24 protein-coding genes are annotated in these 22297 nt (G+C 75.2%); 9 read left to right on the plus strand and 15 right to left on the minus strand.

Annotated features, from left to right (window positions below; all coding sequences use genetic code 11):
- Positions 1-7: 7 nt before the first annotated feature.
- Together JQN70_RS00520 and JQN70_RS00525 are read right to left on the minus strand one after the other, a co-directional pair.
- A complete protein-coding gene (locus JQN70_RS00520) occupies positions 8-1240 on the minus strand; it encodes a deoxyguanosinetriphosphate triphosphohydrolase (protein WP_204129356.1) in 1233 nt (410 codons plus the stop codon).
- 10 nt (positions 1241-1250) lie between these two features.
- Positions 1251-1919 carry a YdeI/OmpD-associated family protein gene (locus JQN70_RS00525; RefSeq protein ID WP_307835733.1) on the minus strand — a complete coding sequence of 223 codons (669 nt, stop codon included), beginning with the start codon at positions 1917-1919 and terminating at the stop codon, positions 1251-1253.
- Between the two features lie 118 nt (positions 1920-2037).
- Between JQN70_RS00525 and JQN70_RS00530 the strand changes: the two genes are divergently transcribed.
- Positions 2038-2226: a hypothetical protein gene (locus tag JQN70_RS00530; RefSeq protein ID WP_204129357.1), complete on the plus strand. Its 189-nt coding sequence runs from the start codon at positions 2038-2040 to the stop codon at positions 2224-2226.
- Positions 2227-2232: 6 nt separating this feature from the next.
- Here JQN70_RS00530 and dusB read toward each other — a convergent pair whose 3' ends face one another.
- Positions 2233-3456 carry a tRNA dihydrouridine synthase DusB gene (dusB, locus tag JQN70_RS00535; protein ID WP_204129358.1) on the minus strand — a complete coding sequence of 408 codons (1224 nt, stop codon included), beginning with the start codon at positions 3454-3456 and terminating at the stop codon, positions 2233-2235.
- 55 nt (positions 3457-3511) lie between these two features.
- Positions 3512-4243, minus strand: a complete 732-nt coding sequence (locus tag JQN70_RS00540; RefSeq protein WP_204129359.1) for an alpha/beta fold hydrolase — start codon at positions 4241-4243, stop codon at positions 3512-3514.
- A gap of 63 nt (positions 4244-4306) precedes the next feature.
- Here JQN70_RS00540 and JQN70_RS00545 point away from each other — a divergent pair, with 63 nt between their 5' ends.
- On the plus strand, positions 4307-5140 hold the full coding sequence (locus JQN70_RS00545) for a sulfurtransferase (RefSeq protein ID WP_204129360.1): 834 nt from the start codon (positions 4307-4309) through the stop codon (positions 5138-5140).
- A gap of 12 nt (positions 5141-5152) precedes the next feature.
- Here JQN70_RS00545 and JQN70_RS00550 read toward each other — a convergent pair whose 3' ends face one another.
- Entirely contained in the window at positions 5153-6961 is a 1809-nt protein-coding gene (locus JQN70_RS00550) for an RNA polymerase sigma factor (protein ID WP_204129361.1), read from the minus strand.
- Positions 6962-7012: 51 nt separating this feature from the next.
- On the opposite strand from JQN70_RS00550, the gene JQN70_RS00555 reads away from it, so the two are divergent.
- Positions 7013-9289, plus strand: a complete 2277-nt coding sequence (locus JQN70_RS00555; protein WP_204129362.1) for a hypothetical protein — start codon at positions 7013-7015, stop codon at positions 9287-9289.
- A gap of 16 nt (positions 9290-9305) precedes the next feature.
- Here the strand turns inward: JQN70_RS00555 and JQN70_RS00560 are convergent, their stop codons facing one another.
- A complete protein-coding gene (locus tag JQN70_RS00560; protein ID WP_204129363.1) occupies positions 9306-10712 on the minus strand; it encodes a glycine--tRNA ligase in 1407 nt (468 codons plus the stop codon).
- A gap of 71 nt (positions 10713-10783) precedes the next feature.
- On the opposite strand from JQN70_RS00560, the gene JQN70_RS00565 reads away from it, so the two are divergent.
- The 5 genes from JQN70_RS00565 to JQN70_RS00585 are packed head-to-tail and all read left to right on the plus strand — an operon-like array spanning position 10784 to position 14244.
- Positions 10784-11068, plus strand: a complete 285-nt coding sequence (locus JQN70_RS00565; RefSeq protein WP_204129364.1) for a DUF6703 family protein — start codon at positions 10784-10786, stop codon at positions 11066-11068.
- A 50-nt stretch (positions 11069-11118) separates the two neighbouring features.
- Entirely contained in the window at positions 11119-12060 is a 942-nt protein-coding gene (locus JQN70_RS00570) for a metal ABC transporter substrate-binding protein (protein ID WP_204129365.1), read from the plus strand.
- Entirely contained in the window at positions 12057-12857 is an 801-nt protein-coding gene (locus JQN70_RS00575; RefSeq protein WP_204129366.1) for a metal ABC transporter ATP-binding protein, read from the plus strand. The genes JQN70_RS00570 and JQN70_RS00575 overlap by 4 nt, the downstream gene beginning before the upstream one ends.
- Positions 12854-13840 carry a metal ABC transporter permease gene (locus JQN70_RS00580; protein WP_204129367.1) on the plus strand — a complete coding sequence of 329 codons (987 nt, stop codon included), beginning with the start codon at positions 12854-12856 and terminating at the stop codon, positions 13838-13840. The genes JQN70_RS00575 and JQN70_RS00580 overlap by 4 nt, the downstream gene beginning before the upstream one ends.
- On the plus strand, positions 13837-14244 hold the full coding sequence (locus JQN70_RS00585) for a Fur family transcriptional regulator (protein WP_204129368.1): 408 nt from the start codon (positions 13837-13839) through the stop codon (positions 14242-14244). Before JQN70_RS00580 ends, JQN70_RS00585 begins: the two co-directional genes overlap by 4 nt.
- On the opposite strand, the gene JQN70_RS00590 is transcribed toward JQN70_RS00585, so the two are convergent.
- The 4 genes from JQN70_RS00590 to JQN70_RS00605 all read right to left on the minus strand — a co-directional run bounded on the left by JQN70_RS00590 (position 14241) and on the right by JQN70_RS00605 (position 17432).
- Positions 14241-14897, minus strand: coding sequence for a maleylpyruvate isomerase N-terminal domain-containing protein (locus JQN70_RS00590; RefSeq protein ID WP_204129369.1), 657 nt, complete (start codon positions 14895-14897; stop codon positions 14241-14243). The two genes, JQN70_RS00585 and JQN70_RS00590, sit on opposite strands and share 4 nt — an antisense overlap.
- A gap of 32 nt (positions 14898-14929) precedes the next feature.
- Positions 14930-15739 carry an isoprenyl transferase gene (locus tag JQN70_RS00595; RefSeq protein ID WP_204129370.1) on the minus strand — a complete coding sequence of 270 codons (810 nt, stop codon included), beginning with the start codon at positions 15737-15739 and terminating at the stop codon, positions 14930-14932.
- Positions 15736-16461 carry a DNA repair protein RecO gene (gene recO / locus JQN70_RS00600; protein ID WP_204129371.1) on the minus strand — a complete coding sequence of 242 codons (726 nt, stop codon included), beginning with the start codon at positions 16459-16461 and terminating at the stop codon, positions 15736-15738. The genes JQN70_RS00595 and recO overlap by 4 nt, the downstream gene beginning before the upstream one ends.
- Positions 16462-16595: 134 nt before the next feature.
- Entirely contained in the window at positions 16596-17432 is an 837-nt protein-coding gene (locus JQN70_RS00605; RefSeq protein ID WP_204129372.1) for a DNA-3-methyladenine glycosylase family protein, read from the minus strand.
- A 61-nt stretch (positions 17433-17493) separates the two neighbouring features.
- On the opposite strand from JQN70_RS00605, the gene JQN70_RS00610 reads away from it, so the two are divergent.
- Positions 17494-18120, plus strand: a complete 627-nt coding sequence (locus JQN70_RS00610; RefSeq protein WP_204129373.1) for an alpha-ketoglutarate-dependent dioxygenase AlkB — start codon at positions 17494-17496, stop codon at positions 18118-18120.
- A 12-nt stretch (positions 18121-18132) separates the two neighbouring features.
- Here JQN70_RS00610 and JQN70_RS00615 read toward each other — a convergent pair whose 3' ends face one another.
- Genes JQN70_RS00615 through leuA form a run of 5 tightly spaced genes read right to left on the minus strand, consistent with a single transcriptional unit; the run spans position 18133 to position 22192 of the window.
- Entirely contained in the window at positions 18133-18795 is a 663-nt protein-coding gene (locus tag JQN70_RS00615; protein ID WP_307835734.1) for a TMEM175 family protein, read from the minus strand.
- 10 nt (positions 18796-18805) lie between these two features.
- The gene (locus tag JQN70_RS00620) at positions 18806-19168 is read right to left on the minus strand and encodes an iron chaperone (RefSeq protein WP_204129374.1); all 363 of its coding nucleotides are present in this window, start codon (positions 19166-19168) and stop codon (positions 18806-18808) included.
- A 26-nt stretch (positions 19169-19194) separates the two neighbouring features.
- The gene (locus JQN70_RS00625) at positions 19195-19527 is read right to left on the minus strand and encodes a VOC family protein (RefSeq protein WP_204129375.1); all 333 of its coding nucleotides are present in this window, start codon (positions 19525-19527) and stop codon (positions 19195-19197) included.
- Positions 19528-19557: 30 nt separating this feature from the next.
- Positions 19558-20442: a PfkB family carbohydrate kinase gene (locus JQN70_RS00630; RefSeq protein WP_204129376.1), complete on the minus strand. Its 885-nt coding sequence runs from the start codon at positions 20440-20442 to the stop codon at positions 19558-19560.
- 4 nt (positions 20443-20446) lie between these two features.
- Positions 20447-22192: a 2-isopropylmalate synthase gene (gene leuA / locus JQN70_RS00635; RefSeq protein WP_204129377.1), complete on the minus strand. Its 1746-nt coding sequence runs from the start codon at positions 22190-22192 to the stop codon at positions 20447-20449.
- Positions 22193-22297 lie beyond the last annotated feature (105 nt).

Consider the following 22297-nt stretch of genomic DNA (forward strand, 5'->3'; position numbering starts at 1 on the left):
GCGGTGCTCAGCGCCGGCACCACCGGCGGTGCAGCTCGAGGGCGCGCACGTCGGTGAGGGAGGCGACCTGGTCGACGACGACCCGCAGCGCGGCGCCGTCGTCGGGGGCGTCGTCGTGGTCCGCGCGCAGGGCGGGGTCGAGGCGCGAGGGGTCGGCCTCGTACGCGGCGACGAGCTCGGCGACGACCTCGCGCTGCTCCTCGTACACCGCCACGCGCTCGGCGGCGAGCATCACGTAGCGGGCGGCCACGGCCTTGAGGACGACCGTCTCGGCGCGGGCGCCGTCGGGGACGACGAGCGAGGCCTCGTGGCGCACGAGGGCGCCGTCACCGTGGGCCTCCCGGGTCGCGCTCTCGACGGCGACGGCGAAGCGACCGATGAGGCGCGAGGTCATGTCCTTGAGGGCGGCCAGCGCGCGGCGCGAGCCGTCGTGGGCCTCGGGCACCGCCCCGGAGGCGAGGACCCGCTCGAGGGCGGCCCCGAGCTCGTCGCCGTCGAACCCGCCGCCGTACACCCGGGCCGCGACCTCGAGGACCGCCTCGACGTCGGCGCGGTCGCGCAGCCGGCGCGGGTCGAGCCATCCGGAGGCGACGGCGTCCTCGACGTCGTGCACCGAGTAGGCGACGTCGTCGGACCAGTCCATCACCTCGGCCTCGAAGGACCGCCGGCTCTCCGGGGCCCCGGCGCGCACCCAGGCGAAGACGTCGAGGTCGTCCTCGTAGACGCCGAACTTCGTCGTGGGAGAGGGCGACCCGCCACGGCGCCACGGGTACTTCGTCGAGGCGTCGAGGCTGGCGCGGGTGAGGTTGAGCCCGGCGGGCCGCCCGTCGGGGTGCGTGCGCTTGGCCTCGAGGCGGGTGAGCAGGCGCAGGGTCTGGGCGTTGCCCTCGAAGCCGCCGATGCCGGCCGCGACGGCGTCGAGCGCGGTCTCGCCGTTGTGGCCGAAGGGCGGGTGGCCGAGGTCGTGGGCGAGGCAGGCGGTGTCGACGACGTCGGCGTTGCAGCCGAGCGCCGCCCCGAGCTCGCGGCCGATCTGGGCCACCTCGAGCGAGTGCGTCAGCCGGTTGCGGACGAAGTCGTCGGACGCCGGGGCGACGACCTGGGTCTTGGCCGAGAGCCGGCGCAGGGCCGAGGAGTGCAGGACGCGGGCGCGGTCGCGCGCGAAGTCGTCACGGTCGGAACGCTTCTGGGCGGGGTCCTCCGCGACCCAGCGCTCCCGGTCGCGCGCGGAGTACGTCACGCGGTGGAGCCTACGACCCTCGCGCGGCCTCGGCGGCGGCGGCGGCCCGGGCCACCCAGCCGGGCACGTCGCCGTAGCGCTGGAACTTCACGAGCCGGCCGGCGGCGCAGTCCTCGACGAGCATCGCCAGCCGGCGGGCCCGGGTGGCCTCCTGCTTGGCCTCGTGCAGCCAGTGCGTGACGATCTTGCGGTACCCGGCCGTGGCGGCGTCCCAGAAGGCGGCCGCGGCGGGGTCGGCCCGCACTGTCGCCTCCTCGTCGGCCGTGAGCACGGCATCGGGGCGCTCGAAGGAGTAGACGCCCGTGCGGTCCTCGCGCCGCTGGGCGAAGGCGGCCAGGCCGCTCGGCTGCATCCGACCCTGCGCCGTGAGCTCCTCGACCGCGGTGACGTTGACGGCGCTCCAGTTGCTGCCCGTGCGCCGCGGGGTCCAGCGCTGGCGCCGGGCGTGCTCGTCGATGCGCTCGGCGCGGCTGTCGATCCAGCCCCAGCAGAGCGCCTCGCGGACGGCCTCGGCCCAGGTAATGCCGCCGCGGCCGGAGTCCTTCTTCCACAGCCCCATCCAGAGGTCGGGCGCGGTGTCGTGGTTCGCCGCGAGCCAGCGACCGAACTCGGCGCCGTCCGCGAAGAACAGCGCCGGCTTCTCGGGGGTGCCGCCGGGGGTGCCGATGCTCTCGCTCACCCGCCCATCCTGCCCGCCACCCCCGACAGCGCACAGCACCCGTGGACGACCGGGCGGTGGACCCGGGGTCCGTCGGCCGGTGGACCCGCAGCGGGGTGGCGCCGCCTAGGGTCGAGGCATGAACCGTCGGTACCTCGCGTTCGCCGCCCTCGCCATCACGCTGCTCTACGGAGCGAGCTTCGCGCTCTTCGACGAGACGCCGAAGGGCTACGCCGCGATCGGCGGGGTCGTCGTCGCGCTGGCGTGGATCTCGGTCGGCGTGTTCGGGCGGGACGACGGCCCCGGCCGCGACCGCACCCGGGGCTGACGCGCCTCAGCCGCCGGAGACCGACAGCTCGGCCTGGGCCACCTGGGCCCGCTGGGCCTCGTCGAGCTCGCGCCCGCGCAGCCAGTTCTCCGGCAGCGCGACGACCCGCGGCGAGCCGGCCCGGCCGCGCGGGCCCTCGGCCGGCTCCCCCGGCCACGGCGCGTCGAGGTCCATCGACCCGATGAGGTCGTCGAGGGCGGCGAGCGAGTCGACGAGCGCCAGCTGGTTGCGCACCGTCGACCCGGCCGGGAAGCCCTTGAGGTACCAGGCGATGTGCTTGCGGATGTCGCGGCAGCCGCGCAGCTCGTCGCCGTCGTAGAAGTCGACGAGGTACTCGGCGTGCCGGCGCAGCACCGACGTCACCTCGCGCAGCCCCGGCCGCACCCGCGCGTCGGACCCGGCGAACGCCGCCGCGAGGTCGGTGAAGAGCCACGGCCGGCCGAGGCACCCGCGTCCGACGACGACGCCGTCGCACCCGGTGCGCCGCACCATCTCGAGCGCGTCCTCCGCCGACCAGATGTCACCGTTGCCGAGCACCGGCACGGAGGTGACGGCCTCCTTGAGCCGCGCGATGGCCTCCCAGTCGGCCTGCCCCGAGTACGCCTGGGCCGCCGTCCGGCCGTGCAGCGCGACCGCCGCCGCCCCCTCGGCCTCGGCGATCCGCCCGGCGTCGAGGTAGGTGACGTGCTCGGCGTCGATGCCGACCCGCATCTTGACGGTGACCGGCACGTCGTGGCGCGACGCCTCCCGGACGACCGCGGAGACGATCCCCCGGAACAGGTCGGTCTTCCACGGCAGCGCCGCGCCGCCGCCCTTGCGCGTGACCTTGGGGACCGGGCAGCCGAAGTTGAGGTCGATGTGGTCGGCGAGGTCCTCGGTGACGAGCATCCGGGCGGCCAGGCCGGCCGTCGCGGGGTCGACCGAGTACAGCTGCACCGAGCGCGGCGTCTCCTCGGGCCCGTGCGAGATGAGCCGCATCGTCTCGGGGGTCCGCTCGACGAGGGCGCGCGAGGTGACCATCTCGGCGACGTAGAGGCTGCTGGCGCCGGACGCACCGCCCGCCTCGAGCCCGGCCGCCCCGTACTCGCGGCACAGCAGGCGGAAGGCCCTGTTGGTGATGCCGGCCATCGGCGCGAGGACGACGGGCGACTCGATGACGTGGCGGCCGATGTGCAGCGGCGGCAGCACGGGCGCGGTGGCGGTGGCGGTGGCGGTGGTGGTGGTGGTCATGGCGCCGCCCATTGTCGCCCGGGCCGGGCCCGGACCGTGAATCGGCGCCGGGCGGTCAGGCCGGACGGCGGGCCCAGGAGACGAGCTCCCAGAGGGCGGCGACGGTCTCGGCGGGGTGGGTCAGCGGGAAGACGTGCAGGCCGCGCGGGACGGTGACGACGTGCACCCACGGCGCCGAGCGGGCGGCCCGACGGAAGCGCCGGACGTCGACCCGCAGCTGGTCGAGCTGGCCGTTGACGAGCAGCACCGGCGCCGTGACCCCGGCGAGCATCTCCGGGCGGCACTGCCCCATGACCCCGGCCCAGGCGTCCGGGATGCCGTCGAAGCCGTAGCCGGCCTCCTTGAGCAGGGCCGCGAACGCCGGCGGCAGCAGGGCGTCGAACTGGCGGTCCAGCGCCCGGGCCATCCGGTCCGGGCCGAGGCGGTGCTCGACTCGGGCCAGCCCCCGGTAGAGCGCGGCGCCGGGGCCCGCCGGCACGGCCGACGCCCCGAGCAGCCCGAGGCCGTGCAGGCGCGTCGGGTTCCGGGCCGCCCACGCCATCGCCACGTACCCGCCGAGGCTGTGCCCCGCGAGGACCACCGGGACGCCGTCGTCGGTGCCGACCGCCTCGCCCACGACCTCGAGGGCGCCGTCCCAGGTGAACGGCTCGCCGCGGCGGGCGCCGTGCGCGGGCAGGTCGGGGAGGACGAGGTCGACGTCCGGCCCGAGGAGGGCGGGGTAGCGCGCCCACATCGCCCGGCTCAGCTGGGAGCCGTGGACGAGGACGAGCCGGACGCGAGGAGCCACCCGGCCATCCTCGCGCACCGCTGCACACCACCCCGGCCCGGGCGCCGGTGGTTGGATGAGCCGATGAGCGCGCTCATCACCGCCGCCGACCTCGCGACCGCCCTGGCCCGCGACGAGGTGCGGGTCCTCGACGTCCAGTACGCCCTCGTCGGCACGCCCGGCCGCGAGCGGTACGCCGCTGCGCACCTGCCGGGGGCCCCGTTCCTCGACCTCGACGACGCCCTCGCCGGGCCGCCGGGCGCGCGCGGGCGCCATCCCCTCCCCGACCCCGCCGTCCTCGAGGAGGCGCTGCGGGCCGCCGGTGTCCACGACGACGACGAGGTCGTCGTCTACGACCAGCGGACCTCGCTGTCGGCGGCCCGCGCCTGGTGGGTGCTGCGCTGGGCCGGCCACCCGCAGGTCCGGGTGCTCGACGGCGGGCTCGCGGCCTGGCAGCGCGCCGGCGGCCCGGTGAGCACCGAGGTGCCGACCCCGTCCCGCGGCGACCTCGTCGTGCGGCCGGGGTCGGTCCCCGTCCTCGACGCCGAGGGTGCGGCGACGATGGCCCGCGCCGGCGTGCTGCTCGACGTCCGGGCCGCCGAGCGCTACCGCGGCGAGGTCGAGCCCATCGACCGGCTGGCCGGGCACGTCCCCGGTGCCGTCAACCTCCCGATGACCGACCTGCTCGCCGACGACGGCACGTTCCTCCCGCCGGCCCGGGTCCGCGAGGTCGCAGCGGGCGTCGGCGTGCACCGCGACACCCCGGTCGGCACGAGCTGCGGCAGCGGCGTCACGGCGGCGCAGATGGCCCTCGCGCTGCACACCGCGCGCATCGAGGCGATCCCCTACGTCGGGTCGTGGAGCGAGTGGATCGAGGACACCGCGCGACCGGTCGCCCTCGGTCCCGACCCCGGCTGACCCCGGCCGACGCTAGAGGCACCAGGCGCCGGTGAACCCCTGGTCGGTGTCGGCCTCGGACGCCGGGCGGTCGACCTCGGCCACCCGGTACAGGCGGTTCTCGATGACGTCCCACGCGAGGACGCGCAGCGCCTCGACCTCGGCGGTGAACGAGCGCGACTCGAGGAGCACCGTGTCGCGCGGACCCCACGCCAGCGGACGGTACGCGGCGAGCGGCACGTCCTCCGTCGCCGCCGCAGCGAGGATGCGCGGCGACGGTCGCAGGTCGCCCTGGACGGCGGCCAGCCCCTGCATGCGGTTGCCGGTGGCCCGCACCGCGCCGAAGAACGCTGCGCGACAAGCCCATCCCTCGGTGTTCGATACCGACTCGCCCTGCACGTCGAGGTCCGGCCCGGCGAGCTCGCGCGAGGTCGTGAGCCGGCCGTCGCCGGCGAAGGACCGCAGGGTCGCCGGGCCGCCGGTGACGGCGATGTCCGCCCAGCCGGCGAGGACCGGCGCCTTCGCCCGCGTCGCCTTCCCGGTGACGGAGTCGACGAGCCATCCGGCGTCGTCGCTCGCGGCCACGATGGTCCGGCCGTCGGTCGCCCACCCGGCGGTCCCCAGGTGCTCGTCGGGGACGGCGAGCCGGTGGGTGCGGGCCGAGTGCACCTCGAGGACGACGACGGCGCCGGGCTGGGCGAAGACCACCCTCCGGCGCTCGCCGTCGACCGATCGCGGACCGAGGCGGAGCCCGGTGTTGCCGCCGGCGTCGACCGTGGGCCGCAGCGGCGCCATGGCGACGAGCTGGAGGCGCGTGGACTGCCGCGGCAGGAAGAGGGCCGGCTGGACGCCGCCCTCGACCCGGACGAGGAAGACCGCCCGCACGGAGGCCGTCGTGCCGGCCGGCGAGAGGATCTCGAGCGGGCGGTCGCGGCCGGGTCCGAGCCGCTGCGGCAGCGCGAGCCGGGCGGCGTCCGGGTAGAGGGGCAGCCGGGTCTCGAGGGACGGCTCGGGGGCGAGGTAGACGCCCACCCCGTCGACCGGCACGCCCTGGAGCCGGCCCGGCCCGCCGGTGCTCGAGGTGGCGGAGGACGACGGGGCCACCCGGGGTGCCGGGGTGTCGCGCCCGGTGACCGCCACCGCCACCGCCCCGCCGGCGAGGACGACCGCCCCGGCCACGAGCCCGCGCCGGCGCACGGTGCGCCGCCGCTGCTCCGCGGCGGCCCAGGCGGATTCGGCGAGGGCCGGCTCGTCGAGGTCGTCGGAGGCGAGCTCGAGCAGCTCGCGCAGCTCGTCGTCGGAGGCCTCGACGGTGGCGTCCTCGCCGTGGACGAGCACCCCGAGCCGGGCCCGGACCACGTCGACGGCGTCCCGCAGCCGGGCGGCGTCGAGGTGGGCCAGCTCGGCGGTCTCGCGGTCGGGGCGCTCCTCGAGCCACCGCACCGCGGCGACGACGCGCTGCCGGGGCGTGAGTCCGGCGAGGACCGCGCGGACGGCGCTGCGCCGCTCGGTGAGCAGGTCGACGCCCCACGAGTCGGCGGTCGCGCCGGGATCCGGGTCGGGGGGTGTGTCCGGAGCCGCCGCCCCGCCGGCGTCGGGGTCGGCACCGCACGCGGCGAGCGCCCGGCGGTGCACGGCGGTCCGGAGGGTGGCGGCCGGGCCGGCCTCCCGCGCCTCGCCCCAGTCGGCGGCGACGGCGGTCAGCGCCTCGAGGACCACGCGCTCGGCGGTGACCGGGTCCCCGCAGACGACGACGGCGGCCCGGAACGCCGGGCCCTCGTGGGCGCCTGCGAACTCGACGAAGTCCGACGCCGCGCGCCCTCCGGCTCCCTCGCCCGCCATCGTCGACACCTCCTCGCGCCATCGTCGCACCGATCTGGTTGGCTCGACGTCATGAGCGAGCCACCCGAGGTCGAGCCCGCCCCCGACGTCGCGGGGGGTGGGGCCGACGCGCTCGCCGCCGCCCGGGAGGTCGAGGCGCTCGCCTCGGCGGGCGAGCTCGACCGGGCGGTCGCCGCCTTCCGCGGCTGCTGGCCGGTGCTCGCCGACGCCGAGGGCGGCACGCTCGGCGTCGCGGCCTGCCTGCGGGCCCTCGTCCGGTTGGGCAACACCGACCGCGCCCTCGACCTCCTGCTCCCCCGCGTCGACCGCGTCGACACCCTCACCGACGACGCCGAGCGGATGTGGCTGGCGGGCACGGCGGGCTGGGTGCTGCGCCACGCGCGGGCGCTGGGGATGGACCCCGAGCGGGTCGGCCACCGCGACGCCGCCGCCGCCGAGTCCGAGCTCGAGGCGCTCGCCCTCGGGCTGGCCGGCCGCCTCGACGCCGCGGCCGGGGACACCGCGGCCTCCGACGCCCTCGCGGCCGCCCTCGACGACCGGGGCGTCTCCCCCGAGCCGACGCTGCCCCCCACCCGCCTGCCCGCGCCGCCGGCCGCGGCGGGGTCACGGCTGCGGCCGCCCACCGACGCCGCGGAGGTCGTCGAGATCGCCGAGCGTGCCCGCCGCTGGCGACGCGACCTCGACCCCGCCCTCGAGCGGCTCCTCCGCGGCTGGCTGGAGACCCGCGAGGAGGCCCTGCCGCTGCTCGCGGACCCCGAGCACTGGTCCGCCGCGGCTTTGCTCGACCGCAGCTCGGTGCACCTGCTCCGCGACGCCGTGCGCGAGCGGCTCCGCCTCGACGAGGCGGTCGAGGAGGCCCGCCGGGCCGGTGACGACGAGGGTGCGGCGCACGCCGCCTGCGAGCTCGCCGTGCTCGACGTCCGTGAGGCCGTGGTCGCCTTCGGCGCCGACGCCCCCGAGGTCGGCCGGGCGCGGGAGCGGGCCGTGGCCGCGGTCGACGCGCTCGACGCGGCCGGCTGGGGCGAGGCGGCGGCGGCCAGCCGTCGCTGGTACGCGCTCTCCACGCGCCCCGCCGACACCGTCGCCCTGCTGCTGCGTGCTGCCGACGAGCACGGCGACCTCCACCAGCCGTACCGGCGGGCGCTCTGCCTCCTCGACGCCGCGCCGCTGGTCCTCGGCGCCGACCCCGTGGAGGGCCACCGGCTGCTCGACGAGGCCGGGTCCCTGGCGGCCGGGCACCCGGTGCTCACGGTGCAGGGGCTCGACCTGCGGGCGCGCGTGGCCCGGGCCGCCGGCGACGTCGAGCAGGCGGAGGCCCTCTACGGCCGCGCCGCCGCGTACCCCGGTGTCCCCGACGGCACCCGGATGGCCGTGCTCTTCGCGTGGTGCGACCTCGTCGTCGACCGCGGCGCCTGGGCCGAGCTCGAGCCGCGCGCCGCCGACGCCCTCGCGCTCGCCGTCCGGCTGCGCGACCCCGTCGCGCTCGCCGTGGCCCAGCGCCACCTCGGCCTGTCGTGGGTCGAGCAGGACCGGCCGGTCGAGGCCGCCGAGCTGCTCGCGGCGGCCGTCCCGGTCGTGCGCCGCGAGGTCCCCGAGCTGCTCGGGCCCACCGCCTGGGCCCTCGGCAACGCGGCCCTGGCCCTCGAGGCCTTCGAGCAGGCGAAGGCCGCCTTCGACATCGCCGCCGAGGCCTTCGAGGCGGCCGGACGCACCGAGGAGGCCGCGCACTCCCGCTACCGGGCGGGCACCGCTGCGTGGGACGGCGAGGACCTCGGCGCCGCCGCCACCGACCTCGACGCCGCGGTCGCCCTCGCCCGGCGCAGCGCGACCCTCCCGGTGCTCCTCGAGGCACTGCGCTCACGCGCGGCGGTGCGGGCGGCCTCGGGCGACGTCGACGGCGGGCTCGCCGACCTCGACACCGTCCTCCCCGAGGTCGAGGCCTTCGCGGCGACCCTCGCACCCGGGGCGCAGGGCGAGGACCCGTTCGACCCCGAGGTCCTCGAGCCCGACGTCCTGCGCGAGGGGGCGCACGTCCTCGCCGAGGCGGGGCGCACCGACGAGGCCCTCGAGCGCCTGGCCCGCGCCGAGGCGCTCGTCGGTGGCGACTTCGAGCTCGTGCTGCGGGCCGAGACCGGCGTCGTCCTCGCCGAGGCCGACCGCCTCGAGGAGGCCGAGCCCGTGCTGCGCCGCTCGGCCCGCGACCTGCACGCCGCCGGCCTCACCGACGAGCGCGTCGAGGTCGCGGCGGCCCTGGCCCGGGCGCTCGACCGGGCCGGGCGGGTGCCCGAGGCCGAGGCTGTCTGGGCCGAGTACGGCGACGCCGGCTGACCGTCGCCGCTGCGGCTCAGCAGCCGACGAGGCGCTGGGCCAGGTAGCCCTCGACCTGGTCGAGCGCGACCCGCTCCTGGGTCATCGCGTCGCGCTCGCGGATGGTGACCGCCTGGTCCTCGAGGGTGTCGAAGTCGACGGTGAGGCAGAACGGCGTCCCGATCTCGTCCTGACGGCGGTAGCGGCGGCCGATGGCTCCGGCGTCGTCGAACTCGATGTTCCAGTGCCGGCGCAGCGTCGCCGCGAGGTCCTTGGCCTTGGGCGAGAGGTCGGCGTTGCGCGACAGCGGAAGCACCGCCGCCTTGACCGGCGCCAGGCGCGGGTCGAGGCGCAGCACCGTGCGCTTGTCGACGCCGCCCTTGGTGTTCGGGGCCTCGTCCTCGGTGTAGGCGTCGACGAGGAAGGTCATCAGGCTGCGGGAGAGGCCGGCCGCGGGCTCGATGACGTAGGGGGTGTACTTCTCCCCCGTGGTCTGGTCGAAGTAGACGAGGTCGGTGCCCGAGTGCTTGCTGTGCGTCGAGAGGTCGAAGTCGGTGCGGTTGGCGATGCCCTCGAGCTCGCCCCACTCGCTGCCGGCGAAGTTGAACCGGTACTCGATGTCGACCGTGCGCTTGGAGTAGTGCGAGAGCTTCTCCTGCGGGTGCTCGTAGTGCCGCAGGTTCTCCGAGCGGATGCCGAGGTCGGTGTACCAGCGGGTCCGCTCCTCGATCCAGTACTGGTGCCACTCCTCGTCCTCGCCGGGCTTGACGAAGAACTCCATCTCCATCTGCTCGAACTCGCGGGTCCGGAAGATGAAGTTGCCCGGCGTGATCTCGTTGCGGAAGCTCTTGCCGGTCTGGCCGATGCCGAACGGCGGCTTCCGGCGCGAGGCCTGCATGACGTTGAGGAAGTTGACGAAGATGCCCTGCGCGGTCTCGGGCCGCAGGTAGTGCAGGCCGGACTCGTCCTCGATGACGCCGAGGTAGGTCTTGAGCATCATGTTGAACTCGCGCGGCTCGGTCCACTGGCCCCGCGTGCCGCAGTTCGGGCAGGCGATGTCGGAGAGCGCGATGGAGTCGGGGTCGACCTCCTTGCCCTTCTTCGCCTCCTTCTCGGCGATGGCCTCCTGCATGTGGTCGACGCGGAAGCGCTTGTGGCAGGACTGGCACTCGGTGAGCGGGTCGGTGAACTCGCCGACGTGGCCGGAGGCGACCCAGGTCTGGCGGGGCAGGATGATCGAGGAGTCGAGGCCGACGACGTCCTCGCGGCCGGTGACCATCGCCTTCCACCACTGCCGCTTGATGTTCTCCTTGAGCTCGACGCCGAGCGGTCCGTAGTCCCACGCCGAGCGCGTGCCGCCGTAGATCTCGCCGCACGGGAAGACGAACCCCCGGCGCTTGCAGAGGGAGACGACGGTGTCGACGACGGAGGTGGGGGCGGCCATGGGCGCAAGGCTATCCGCGCGGCCCGGGCCTCCTCGAACCGGTTCCCGCGGAGCCCGTACGCTGGGGCACCGTGTCGAGCCTGCGTGAGTCCTTCGAACGTGCCAGCCTGCCCGCGGTGACGTGGCTGAACGGGCTGCCGCGGTTCCTCCCCTTCCTCGTCGTCCTCGCGCTCGTGGTCGCCGGCATCTTCCTGCCCTCGCCGGGGTGGCTGCTCATCGGCGTCGTCGTGCTCGTCCTCGCCTGGATCCTCGCCCTCGCCTGGCCGCGGCTCACCTTCACCGAGCAGCTGATGCGGCTCGCCGTCATCGGGCTCATGGTCGCCGTGATGCTCACCCAGGCCTTCCCCCGCACCTGACGGGCTCCACGATTTGACAACGGTTCTCATCCTGAATGAGAATCGTTGTCATGAAGCGCGCCCTCCTCACCCTCGCCGTCCCGCCGCTGCTCGTGCTCGCCGGGTGCGGGAGCTCGTCGGAGGCCGGCGGGTCGGGTGAGGCCGCCCTCGGGGTGTCCGCGGCCTTCTACCCGCTGCAGTGGGTCTCGGAGCAGATCGGCGGCGACCTCGTCGACGTCCGCTCGCTCACGAAGCCGGGCGCCGAGCCGCACGACCTCGAGCTGACCCCCAAGGACGTCGGCGAGATGGCGCAGTCCGACGTCGTCGTCTACCTCGAGGGGTTCCAGCCGGCGGTCGACGACGCCGTCCGCAGCCAGGCGGAGGACGCCGGGTTCGACGTCTCGTCGGCGGCCGACCTCAGCCTCGCGGCGACCGAGGAGGGCCACGACCACTCCGGTGAGAGCGAGGACGAGCACGCGGCCCACGAGGGCGGGAAGGACCCGCACTTCTGGCTCGACCCGGTGCGCTTCGAGAAGGTCGCCACCGCCGTCGGCGAGCGGTTCGCCACCGCCGACCCCGCGCACGCCGCGCAGTACCGCGCCGGGGCCGCGAGGGTCGTCGCCGAGCTGAGCACCCTCGACGAGGACTACCGCACCGGGCTCGCGTCGTGCGCCAGCACCGACCTCGTGACGGGCCACGCCGCCTTCGCCTACCTCGCACAGCGCTACGGCCTCTCGCAGGAGGGCATCGCGGGCATCTCCCCCGACGCCGAGCCGGACGCCGCGACGCTGCGCGACCTCGCCGCCCACGTCGAGGAGCACCACGTGAAGACCGTGTACGCCGAGACCCTCGTCTCGCCCGCCCTCGCCGAGACCCTCGCCCGCGAGACCGGCGCCACCGTCGCCGTGCTCGACCCGATCGAGGGGATCACCGAGACCTCGAAGGGCACGGACTACCTTGAGGTGATGCGCAGCAACCTCGCGACGCTCGAGAAGGGGCAGCAGTGCCGGTGAGCGACGCCCCCCTCATCGACCTGCGGTCGGCGGCCTTCGGGTACGCCGACCGCGCGGTCGTCTCCGGGGTGGACCTCACGGTGCGCGCCGGCGAGGTCGTCGCGCTCCTCGGTCCGAACGGGTCGGGCAAGTCGACCCTCGTGCGCGGCCTGCTCGGCCTCAGCGAGCACCAGGGCGGCGAGGTGCTCCTCCTCGGCGTCCCCCGCGAGCGCTTCCACGAGCACACCCGCATCGGCTACGTCCCGCAGCGCCACTCGCTCTCGGCCGCGGTCCGGGCGACGGTCACCGAGATCGTCGCCGTCGGGCGCCTGCCGCACCGGCCGTGGTGGCGACCCGCCGGGCGCACCGACCGCGAGGTCGTGGCCGCCTCGATCGCCGCCGTCGGGCTGGCCGACCGCGCCGACGAGGAGGTCGCCTCGCTCTCCGGCGGACAGCAGCGGCGGGTCCTCATCGCGCGGGCCCTCGCCGGGCGCCCCGACCTGCTCGTCATGGACGAGCCGACCGCCGGGGTCGACCGCGCCAGCCAGGCCGCCCTCGCCGAGACCCTGCGCCGGCTGGCGGCCGAGGGCACCTCGATGCTCATCGTCACCCACGAGCTCGACGCCCTCCACGACGTCGTCACCCGCATCGTCTGCATGGACGGCGGCCACCTCGACTTCGACGGCACCCCGACGGCGTACGCGGCGCACCTCGCCGACCACGCTCCGGGCGGTGCCCACCACCACGACGACCACGCCCCGGGCCGGCCGGCCCCCGTCGGCGGACCCTTCGACGCCCCGCGGGAGGTCCACCCGTGAGCGAGATGCTCGCCCTCGACTTCATGCGCCAGGCCTTCGTCGCGGCGCTGCTCGCCGGTGTCGCCGCGCCGCTCGTCGGCACCTTCCTCGTCCAGCGCCGGATGTCGCTCATCGGCGACGGGATGGGGCACGTCGCCCTCGCGGGGGTGGCGGTCGGCATCCTCACCGGGCAGCAGCCCGTGCTGACGGCCCTCGTCGCCGCGGTCCTCGCCGGGGTGGCCATCGAGCTGATCCGGGCCAGTGGTCGCACGAGCGGCGACGTCGCCCTCGCGGTGATGTTCTACGGCGGCATCGCCCTCGGCGTCGTGCTCATCGCGCGCTCGTCGGCGAGCAACCCGTCGAACCTCACCGCCTACCTCTTCGGCGCCATCCTCACGACGAGCTCGGGCGACCTCGTCCTGCTCGCGACCCTCGCGGTCGTCGTGCTCGTCGTCACCACGGTTCTGCGGCAACGCTTCTTCGCGGTCGCCAACGACGAGGAGTACGCGCGCTCGGCGGGGCTGCCGGTGCTCGCCTACAACCTCGTCCTCGCCGTGCTCACCGCCGTCACCGTCGTCGTCTCGATGCGGATCGTCGGGCTGCTGCTCATCAGCGCCCTGATGATCGTGCCGAACGCCACCGCCCAGCTGCTCGCCCGCAGCTTCGGGGCGAGCGTGCGCTGGGCGGTGCTCGTCGGCGTCGTCTCGAGCGTCGGCGGGGTCGCCCTGTCGTACGAGGCCGGCACGCCGTCCGGCGGAACCATCGTCCTGCTGGCCATCGGCCTCTTCCTCGGGGTCACCGTCGTCACGGCGCTGGTCGGGCAGGCCCGCCGGGCCGCGCACCGGAGGGCCGAGCGGCACGACCACGAGCACGGCCCCCGGTGCGGGCACGAGGCGGTCGAGCACGACGGTCACGTCGACTACCTGCACGACGGCCACCGGCACGCCGCGCACGAGGGCCACTACGACGAGCACGGACGGCACGAGGAGGTCGGCACCCGATGACCGAGCAGCGCACCGAGCGGCGCCCCACCCGCCAGCGCGCGGCGATCGCCGACGCCCTCGTGGGCACGGCCGAGTTCCGCTCGGCGCAGGAGATCCACGCCGCCCTGGCCGGCCGCGGCGAGCGGGTCGGGCTCGCGACCGTCTACCGCAACCTCCAGGCGATGGCCGGCGACGGCGAGGTCGACGTCATCCGCACCGCCGACGGCGAGGCGGTGTACCGCTCGTGCGCCACCGACGACCACCACCACCACGTCGTGTGCCGGTCGTGCGGGCTGGCCGTCGAGGTGACCGGCGACGCCGTGGAGCGCTGGGCCGAGGCCGTCGCGGCCGAGCACGGCTTCACCGCCGTGCGACACACGGTGGAGATCGACGGCCTCTGCGCCGACTGCGCCGCGCGCCGCTAGAAGGCGCTGACCGGGCCGGCGGCCCGCTGCGGGCGGCTGAGGTGACGCACCATCGCGGTCTGGCCGTGCCGGTCGGCGGCGACCGAGGCCAGCAGGCCGAGGGTGGCGTACCCGGCCTCCGGCGGGAACTGCGGCGTCTCGACGCCGATGCTGGCCGCGAGGTCGTCGGAGTGCACGAGGCACTCCATCACCCGGGTGAGCGCGAAGTCGGCGACGGTGAGCGACCAGCCCTGCCACGGGACGAACACCGGCTCGGTGCGGGTGCCGTCGAGGACCGGGGCGAGGACCCGTGCCAAGGCCTCGAGCTCGGGGTCGAGGGATGCGAGGAGCGCCTCGGGGCCGGCGTCGGCGCGCTGGTCGGCGGCGTCGCGGATCGAGGAGTTGGCGGCGTCGTCGAGCCCGGCGCGCACCCACGGGGCCTGCTGGTAGTGCTGCTCGACGGTGAGGACCTCGGCCTCGACCGGGTCGGCGTCGAGCAGCAGGACGGTGTTGCGGGCCTGCGAGGCGAGGTGGTGGGCGAGCCCGCCGACGGTCATCCCCACGCAGGCGCTCTCGGCCTCCCAGCGGCGGGCGACCTCGGGGTGGCGGACGAGCTCGGCCGCGATCGAGGCGACCTCGGGGAGCAGGCGGAGGACCGCCTCGGGCGTGATCATGGCCGGAGGCTAGGGCCGCGCACCGACAGCGCTCAGCCCTCGACGGTGGCGGCCGGGGCGGCCGGGGCGTCGACCGCCCCGCCGTAGCGGCGCTCGCGGTCGACGTAGGACTGCACGGCGGCCCAGAGGTCGCGGCGGTCGTAGTCGGGCCAGAGCCGGTCCTGGAAGACCATCTCGGCGTAGGCGCTCTGCCAGAGCAGGAAGTTGCTCGTGCGCTGCTCGCCGGAGGAGCGGACGAAGAGGTCGACGTCGGGCATGTCGGGCTCGGGCAGGTAGCGGGCGACGGTGCGCTCGTCGACGCTGCGGGCCTTGAGTCGGCCGGCGGCGACGTCCTCGGCGAGCCGCTGCACCGCGTCGCCGATCTCGGCCCGGCCGCCGTAGTTGACGCAGAAGTAGAGCGTCAGCCCGGTGTTGTGCCGCGTCAGCTCCTGGGCGACCTCGAGCTCCTTGATGACCGAGCCCCACAGGCGCGGCCGGCGGCCGACCCAGCGCATCCGCACGCCCCAGGAGTGCAGCTGGTCGCGCCGGCGGCGGATGACGTCGCGGTTGAAGCCCATGAGGAAGCGGACCTCGTCGGGGCTGCGCTTCCAGTTCTCGGTGCTGAAGGCGTACGCCGACAGGTGGGTGACACCGACCTCGATGGCGCCCGCGACGACGTCGAGGAGCGCGGCCTCCCCCGCCTCGTGGCCCTTCGTGCGTGGCAGCCCTCGCTGGTTGGCCCACCGGCCGTTGCCGTCCATGACGACGGCGACGTGCCGGGGCATCGCGGCCGGGTCGATGACCGGGGGTCGGGCGCCGCTGGGGTGCGGGAAGGGCGTCTCGTACCGGTTCGGCGCGCTCACCGCTCCACCATACGGAGGCTGCGGATGCCGCGTTCGAGGTGCCACTGGAGGAAGGCCGCGGTGAGGCCGCTGCCCTCGCGGCGGTTCCTGTCGTCGGAGGCGTCGGCCAGCGCCCAGTCGCCGGCGAGCAGCGCGGCGAGCAGGCGGAGGGTGTCGGGCGCCGGTGCCGCCGAGCCCGGGGGCCGGCAGACCGGGCAGACCACCCCGCCGGCGGCGACGTGGAAGGCCCGGTGCGGGCCGGGCGCGCCGCACTTGGCGCAGTCGTGGAAGCTCGGGGCGTACCCGCCGACGGCCATCGCCCGCAGGAGGTAGGCGTCGAGGACGAGCGTGGGGTCGTGCTCGCGGTGGGCGAGGCTGCGCACCGCCCCGGCGAGGAGCAGGTACTGCTGGAGGGCGGGCTCGCGCTCCTCGGTGAGGCGGTCGCAGGTCTCGAGGACGGCGGTGGCGGCCGTCCACGCCGGGTAGTCACGGGCGATCGCCTCGCCCCACGGGTCGAGGGTCTCGACCTGGGTGACGGTGTCGAGGGTGCGGCCCTCGTAGCACTGGAGGTCGATGTGCATGCCGGGCTCGAGGCGCGCCCCGAAGCGGGACTTGGTGCGCCGCACGCCCTTCCCGACGACGCGCAGCTTGCCGAGGCGCCGTGAGAGCACGGTGACGATGCGGTCGGCCTCACCCAGCTTGTGGGTGCGCAGGACGATCGCCTCGTCGCGGTAGAGGGGCACCGACCCATTCTCCGCCCTCGCGCCGACATCGCCACGCTCCCCCGCCGTCCGCTCCCCCGGGATGACCCCGCACGTGCGGGGTTATCGCTGTCCGGGACCGGTCCCGGGCGCGGAAAGCCCGCACGTGCGGGTCGTCAGCGGGGGTCGAGGGCGTGGTGGGTCCAGAGGTGGGCCACGGCGAGGCTGCGGTGCGGCGCCCAGGCCTCCGCACGCCGGGCGGCCTCGCGAGCGGTGACGCCGCCGAGGGCCTTCCGGAGCACCAGGTCACCGGGCAGGAAGACGTCGGGGTCACGCAGGCAGCGCATCATCACGAGGTCGGCCGTCCACGGGCCGACGCCGGGGAGCGCGAGGAGGGCGGCCCGGGTCGCGGCCCCGGCGTCCGGGTCGGGCTGCGGGGTGAGCTCGAGACCGTCGAGCACGGCGCGGGCCAGGGCGACGAGGGTGCGCGCCCGGGCCCCGGTGACGCCGACGTCGGCGCGCAGCACCTCGGGGTCGAGGGCGGCGAGCGCCTCGGGCGTCACCGGGTGCGCCGCGGCCAGCCGGCCCGCGAAGACCCGGCCGGCGGCGAGCGAGACGTGCTGGCCGAGGACGACGTTCACCGCGGCCTCGAACGGGTCGGGGGTCCCGGGCACGCGGACGTGCGGCCGGGCGCGGACGAGCGGGCCGAGCACGGGGTCGTCGGCGAGAGCCGCGACGCCCGGGGTGGGGTCGTGGTCGAGGCCGAGCCAGCGCCGCAGAACCTGGAGCCCGGCGGCGTCCGGGGCCACGAGGCGGGGCGCGCCGTCGGTCGGCAGGTCCACCGCGACCGGGCCGACGCCACGTACGTCGCGCCGATGCGTGGTCGCGCCGCTCGGCGCCGTGACCACCTCGTCGACGGCCGGGACACCGTGGGCGACGAGCCACGCCCGCAGCGCAGGGACGTCGACCGGCTCGCGCACCACCTCCTCGACGCGCTCCCCGACCTCCGCCATGGGCCCACCCAACCAGAGCCGAGCACTGGACAGGTGTTCGATTGACACGTATCGTCCTGCCATGGCCGTCCTCCAGGGCTCCCTCCTCGACCTCGCCGACGGCATCGAGGTGCGTCCGCTCGGCGACACGGTTCGGCGCACCGCGCTCACGCTCGGCGCGTGGGTCGACGAGCGACCGGGATGGGTCGGCGGCGCCGACGAGCTGTACGAGGCGCTGCGCCGCGACGTCCCCTGGTTCGCCGAACGCCGGCAGATGTACGACTCGATCGTCGACGTCCCGCGGCTGCTGCACTTCTACGGCGAGGGCGAGCGCCTCCCCCACCTCGCCCTCGACGAGTGCCGCGAGGTTCTCTCCGCGCACTACGCCGCCGAGCTCGGCGAGCCGTTCGTGACGGCCGGCCTGTGCCTCTACCGCGACGGGCAGGACTCCGTCGCGTGGCACGGCGACCGCATCGGCCGCAGCCGCGAGCAGGACACGATGGTCGCCATCCTCTCGGTCGGCGCCCCGCGCGACCTGATGCTCCGTCCCCGCGAGGGCGGCCCGTCGGTGCGCGTGCCCGCCGGCCACGGCGACCTCGTCGTCATGGGCGGGTCGTGCCAGCGCACCTGGGACCACTGCGTGCCGAAGACCGCGAGGCCGGTCGGCCCGCGCATCAGCATCCAGTTCCGGGTCCGCGGCGTCCGCTGACGCTCGCGGGGCTCAGGCCCGGCGCGGGACGCCGAGCCGGCGGGCCACGAGGTTCTGGACCGGGCCGACGAGGAACATGAGGAACAGGGCGAAGTACCCGACGCCCGGGACCGTGACCGCGAGGACGAGCGCGGCGGCGAACAGCGACGCCATCGCGATGTCGACCGCCGTGCCACCGCGCAGCTCGGTCCCGGAGATGGCGTGCAGCTCCGGGTTCCTCGCGAGGTACAGCCGGGTCGCGAGGGTGACGAGGCACGTCGCGATCATGCTGCCGACGTACACGGCCTTCACCACGGCGTCCCCGTCGCTGAAGCGGCCGGACATCGCCGTGGCCACCGGTAGCCAGACGATCGTCAGCAGCCACGCCATCGAGATGCACAGCAGGGGGACGGTCACCCGTTCGACCTTCGCGAACAGCCGGTGGTGGCTGATCCAGAACATCGCGATGATGACGAAGCTCAGCACGAAGCTGACCAGCTGCTGGTCGTGCCGGGCGAACCACTCCCCCGCGCCGCCCTCGGCGTCCGCCACGTCCGCGACGCTCTCCATGAGCGGCAGGATCAGCAGCGTCATGGCGATGGCCACGACGGCATCGACGAACACGATGATGCGCTCCGCGACGAACGTCAGCGGCCCCGCCGCGTCCCCGACCGCACCCCCCGGCTCCTCGCTCACCCGACCGATGCTAGGACGTGCCCGGCCGGGAGCCGTGGACCGCGGCCACCCGGAACTCGACCACCCGCCGCACGAGGTCGGTGGGCAGCGGCTCGGTGTGCGGGAACCGCACCGAGCCCTTGCCCTGCGTGTAGCGCGCGAAGTCGGCGGCGAAGGCCTCGTGGCCGTTCGGCGTCGCGTAGAAGCCGACGTGCTTGTCGAACCCCGCGAAGTACACGAGCGGCTTCTTGTCGAGCTTGTACGCGGGCATCCCGTAGGCCATCGACTCGACGGCGTCCGGGGCGGTCTCGCGCACCAGCTCGCGCATCGTCTCGAGGCGGGCCCGCACGTCCCCGTCGAACTCGGCGAGGTACTCGTCCACCGTGTCGGCCATCGCAGCGCTCCTGTCGGTCCGTGGGTCTAGTCGGTGAGGACGACCCGGTTGCCGTCCGGGTCGGTGAGCCGCAGGATACGGAGGCTCGTGGCCTGCTCGACACCCTCGTGCTCGATGCCGGCGGCGGTCAGGGCGTCGGCCACGGCGTCGAGGTCGGCCACGCCGACGGTGCACCCGGAGGACCCGGCGGCGTCCGGCTCGAGCCAGACCTGGATGCCCGAGGCGTCCCCGAGGTGCCACTCGAGGAGGCCCTCCATCGGGCGGGCGTCCGGCCCCCGGCCGACGAGCGCCGTGTACCAGCGCTCGGCCCGCTCGAGGTCGGCGACGCGGTGGTTGCTGAGCAGTCGGATCGTGTCCATGTCAGGGCAGACCGGCCCCGGCGCCGGAACTCATCGGTCCGGGTGCGCCCAGCCGAGCGCGCCCGGTGCCCCGACCGAGCGCGTCGCCGCCGCGACCGCCCCGGCGAGCGCCCCCGCCAGGTCGTCGAGCCCGGTGCGCGCGAGGGCGGCGAGCAGCGCGCCGTGGAGGACGTCGCCGGCGCCGAGCGTGTCGACCACCGGCACCGGCTCGACCTCCACCGAGCCGCTCCTCCCCCGCGAGGACCGCCAGCGCACCGGACCCGGGCCGTCGCTGCGGGCGACCCACACCGGGCCGAGGGCGAGGACGTCGGCCAGCACGTCCGACCCGGCGTCCGGCGGCGTGAAGGCCGCCGAGACGACGGCGACGTCGACGAGCGCGAGCAGCCGCTCGAGCCCCGGCTTCCACGAGCCCCCGTCGAGCAGGACGGGCACACCGCGCCGCCGCGCACCCTGGGCCACGGCGAGGGCGAGCGGCAGGTGGTGCCCGTCGACGAGGACCGCCCCGACCCCGTCGAGCACCGCGTCCACCGCGGACGCCGACAGCGGCGCCTCCGCATGCCGTCCGGCCAGACCGACCGCGTTGTGCGACACCACCGCCCGCTCGCCGGAGGACTCCGTGACGAGGACCGTCGAGAGCGAGGGCTGGAAGGCGGCCGGCGCGACGTCGCTGACGGCGACCCCGTGGGCCGCGAGGTCGCGCAGGACGACGGCGGACAGGGGCCCGCTGCCGACCGCCCCGACGAACCGGGTGGGGACGCCGAGCACCGCGCAGGTCATCGACGCGTTGCAGGCCGGGCCGCCTGCCGAGACGGTCGTCGAGCGAGCGACGACCTTCTCGTCCGGTCCCGGCACCGACTCGACGACGTGGACGACGTCGACCGTCGCCAGCCCGCAGGCGAGGGCGGCGCCGGGCACCGGGTCAGCCCTCGACGAGGGTGCCGCGCTCGGCCCGGTTGACCGCCGAGAGGATGGCCCGCAGCGAGGCCTTGACGATCGACTCGTGGAGCCCGACGCCCCAGAGCACGCGGTCGCCGACGGCGCACTCGACGTAGGCCGCGGCCCGGGCGTCGCCACCGGCCGACAGCGCGTGCTCGTGGTAGTCGAGGACGCGCACGTCGACGTCGAGGGTGGCCAGCGCGGCGGTGAAGGCGTCGATGGGGCCGTTGCCGCGCCCGTGAATCGCGGTCTCGACACCCTCGACGCTGACGACGGCGTCGATGACGTCGGTGCCGTCGTCGGAGCCGGTGATCGTCGAGCGCACGGGGCTGAAGCGGCCCCAGCGGGCGTCGGCGACCTCGGCGTGGAGGTACTCGTCGGCGAACATCTCCCAGATCTGGCCGCCGCTCAGCTCGCCGCCCTCGGCGTCGGTGCGGGCCTGGACGACGCCGCTGAACTCCACCTGGAGCCGGCGCGGCAGGTCGAGGCCGTGCTCGGCCTTGAGCAGGTACGAGACGCCACCCTTGCCGGACTGGCTGTTGACCCGGACGACCGCCTCGTAGGAGCGGCCGATGTCGTGCGGGTCGATCGGCAGGTACGGCACGCCCCAGTCGAGCGCGTCGATGGCGGTGCCGGCCTCCTTGGCCCGCTTGTCCATGTCCTCGAAGCCCTTCTTGATGGCGTCCTGGTGGGAGCCGGAGAAGGCCGTGTAGACGAGGTCGCCGCCCCACGGGTGCCGCTCGTGGACCGGCAGCTGGTTGCAGTACTCGACGGTGCGCCGGATCTCGGCCATGTCGGAGAAGTCGATCTGCGGGTCGATACCCTGGCTGAACAGGTTCATCCCGAGGGTGACGAGGCAGACGTTGCCGGTGCGCTCGCCGTTGCCGAAGAGGCAGCCCTCGATGCGGTCGGCGCCGGCGAGGTAGCCGAGCTCGGCGGCCGCGACGCCCTCGCCGCGGTCGTTGTGCGGGTGCAGCGACACGACGACCGACTCGCGGCGGTCGAGGTGGCGGACCATCCACTCGATCGAGTCGGCGTAGACGTTCGGGGTGGCCATCTCGACCGTCGCCGGCAGGTTGATGATCATCTTGTGGTCGGGCGTCGGGTCGATGACGTCGATGACCTCGTTGCAGATGCGGACCGCGAACTCGAGCTCGGTGCCGGTGTAGGACTCCGGCGAGTACTCGTAGTAGACGTCGGTCTCGGGGACGGTCTCCTCGAGCTTCCGGCACAGCCGAGCGGCCTGGAGCGCGATGTCGACAATGCCGTCCTGGCTCATCCCGAAGACGACGCGGCGCTGGAGCACCGACGTCGAGTTGTAAAAGTGGACGATCGCCTGCTTGCTGCCGCGGATGGCGTCGAAGGTGCGCTCGATGAGGTGGTCGCGGCTCTGGGTGAGCACCTGGATGGTCACGTCGTCGGGGATGTGGCCGCCCTCGATGAGCTCGCGGCAGAAGTCGAAGTCGGTCTGGCTCGCGCTCGGGAAGCCGACCTCGATCTCCTTGTAGCCCATCTTCACGAGGAGCTTGAACATCCGCATCTTGCGCTCGGAGTCCATCGGGTCGATGAGCGCCTGGTTGCCGTCGCGCAGGTCGACCGCGCACCAGCGTGGAGCCTTGGTCATGGCGCGGTCGGGCCAGGTGCGGTCGGGGAGGTGGACCTCGATCTGGTCCTGGAAGGGTACGTACTTCGCGGTGGGCATCCCGGAGGGCTGCTGGGGGTGGATCACGGGTCTCTCAACGCCTTCGTCTCGTCTGCTGGGGGTCGGCCGGGTGCAGCAGGAACTCCGCGACGAGGGGCGACCTGGTTCAGGCCCCGCCGCGGCAGCGAAGGA

Source organism: Phycicoccus sonneratiae (genome assembly GCF_016887965.1).
GTDB lineage: Bacteria > Actinomycetota > Actinomycetes > Actinomycetales > Dermatophilaceae > Phycicoccus > Phycicoccus sonneratiae.

Coding starts and splice junctions, on each gene's coding strand:
- JQN70_RS00590 (WP_204129369.1), bottom strand. CDS start 14,897: ATGATCACGCCCGAGGCGGTCCTCCGCCTGCTCCCCGAGGTCGCCTCG.
- JQN70_RS00570 (WP_204129365.1), top strand. CDS start 11,119: ATGAAGCGCGCCCTCCTCACCCTCGCCGTCCCGCCGCTGCTCGTGCTC.
- JQN70_RS00530 (WP_204129357.1), top strand. CDS start 2,038: ATGAACCGTCGGTACCTCGCGTTCGCCGCCCTCGCCATCACGCTGCTC.
- JQN70_RS00610 (WP_204129373.1), top strand. CDS start 17,494: ATGGCCGTCCTCCAGGGCTCCCTCCTCGACCTCGCCGACGGCATCGAG.
- JQN70_RS00545 (WP_204129360.1), top strand. CDS start 4,307: ATGAGCGCGCTCATCACCGCCGCCGACCTCGCGACCGCCCTGGCCCGC.
- JQN70_RS00555 (WP_204129362.1), top strand. CDS start 7,013: ATGAGCGAGCCACCCGAGGTCGAGCCCGCCCCCGACGTCGCGGGGGGT.
- JQN70_RS00585 (WP_204129368.1), top strand. CDS start 13,837: ATGACCGAGCAGCGCACCGAGCGGCGCCCCACCCGCCAGCGCGCGGCG.
- JQN70_RS00560 (WP_204129363.1), bottom strand. CDS start 10,712: ATGGCCGCCCCCACCTCCGTCGTCGACACCGTCGTCTCCCTCTGCAAG.
- dusB (WP_204129358.1), bottom strand. CDS start 3,456: ATGACCACCACCACCACCGCCACCGCCACCGCCACCGCGCCCGTGCTG.
- JQN70_RS00550 (WP_204129361.1), bottom strand. CDS start 6,961: ATGGCGGGCGAGGGAGCCGGAGGGCGCGCGGCGTCGGACTTCGTCGAG.
- JQN70_RS00605 (WP_204129372.1), bottom strand. CDS start 17,432: ATGGCGGAGGTCGGGGAGCGCGTCGAGGAGGTGGTGCGCGAGCCGGTC.
- JQN70_RS00620 (WP_204129374.1), bottom strand. CDS start 19,168: ATGGCCGACACGGTGGACGAGTACCTCGCCGAGTTCGACGGGGACGTG.
- JQN70_RS00625 (WP_204129375.1), bottom strand. CDS start 19,527: ATGGACACGATCCGACTGCTCAGCAACCACCGCGTCGCCGACCTCGAG.